We start from the raw sequence: 1,217 nt of genomic DNA, 5'->3' as shown, positions 1-1,217 counted from the left end.
CCGCCGTCGCGACCGCCACTGTATCGCCCTGGGTCTCTATCTGAGGTGGAAAATCAGTAACGCACACGACCGCGGATGGCGGACCAAAAATGCCGGCTGTGGAGACATACCGGCCTGCGGAGGTGGCATGCGCCACGGATTCCAAGTAATGGGCCGGCGGATGTGACGTAAGAAGACGCGATGCGGCAACAATAATTTTCTCGCCGTCGTTTTGATGTTCTTTCGGGTCTTCTCCCCGCTGATTCAGATCCTCCCGAAACACCTCTTCGCGGCGCGACTGGTCCGCAAGCCAAGCCAACCAATCGACGCCCGTTCGTCTCGTGAACCCAAAGGTAGCATGAAGGCTAAACCCGTCACCTCTGCTGGTGCGGCTCGCCCGATGCCAGTGGCCCCGGGGAATATACAACACGTCACCGGTATTCACGGTACCAGACCACACGATGTCTTTGGGAGGCTCAGTATTGGGTGCGGCGTCGCGGTACATGGGAGCACGGCGAGACGGACCCCGGACCTCCCACTCTTTGTCGCCAGCTAACTGTAGGACGATGACGTCGTGATCATCCCAGTGTAGGGAGAAACCCGCCGCGTCGCCCGTTGTGAGGTACACGTTCGCCTGCACAGGCGCGCGCAACCACCATTGAAACGCTCGGCACGCAACCTCTAGCGTCGGATCAAAGTGGTTGACCGCGTCCAACACCAGGGTGCAGCCTGATTGCAAAAGTCCGGCCAGCCGGCGCATATCGACCATCGGAGTGACCTGCCCTCGCCTCGTCGTGTTCATCTGAAGCAAGGAGTTTGGATGCAGCTCTGATTCGTTTTGAAAGCACCGCATGTGTCCATTCACGGGTGACGGCTTGAGCAGCCCCGTGTTGATGTTGGTTTAGGTGGCGAGAGCGTGTGTGGGGCTGGCCGCGCGCCTGGCTGGCATCCAGGGCGTACCGGCGAGGGCGAGGCGGATGGCGTCGACGGCGGTCAGGCCGTGGTCGCGGGCGGAGACGAGGTAGGAGCGCACGCGGAGGTAGGCGGCCAGGGTGGTGGGGGTGTGCCAGTAGCCCGAGACGGCCTGGTGGCGTTTCGGGAGGCGTATGGCCTGCTCGCTGGGGTTGTTCGTCCATGGGATCTTGAAGTCGGTGGTGAAGAGCCAGACCTGGTCTGCCTTCGCGGCGAGCCGGCGGGCCAGGACCAGGCCGGGATGGTTCTTCTCGTCGGCCCAGGGG

The 1,217-nt window shown here is 62.4% G+C and carries 1 protein-coding gene and 1 pseudogene; both read right to left on the bottom strand.

What is annotated here, in order from left to right; all coding sequences use genetic code 11:
• Nucleotides 1-748 (bottom strand): cupin domain-containing protein (locus CED_RS23045; protein WP_235187151.1); only part of this gene is annotated, 748 nt, incomplete at its 3' end.
• 132 nt (nucleotides 749-880) lie between these two features.
• Nucleotides 881-1,217 (bottom strand): annotated as a pseudogene (locus CED_RS18890) (IS66 family transposase); the annotation flags it as partial.

The sequence above is a fragment of the Frankia sp. CeD genome, assembly GCF_000732115.1.
Taxonomy (GTDB): Bacteria; Actinomycetota; Actinomycetes; order Frankiales; family Frankiaceae; genus Frankia; species Frankia casuarinae.
The sequence above is the reverse complement of the archived record's forward strand: the minus strand, read 5'-3'. Positions and strand labels throughout refer to the sequence as shown.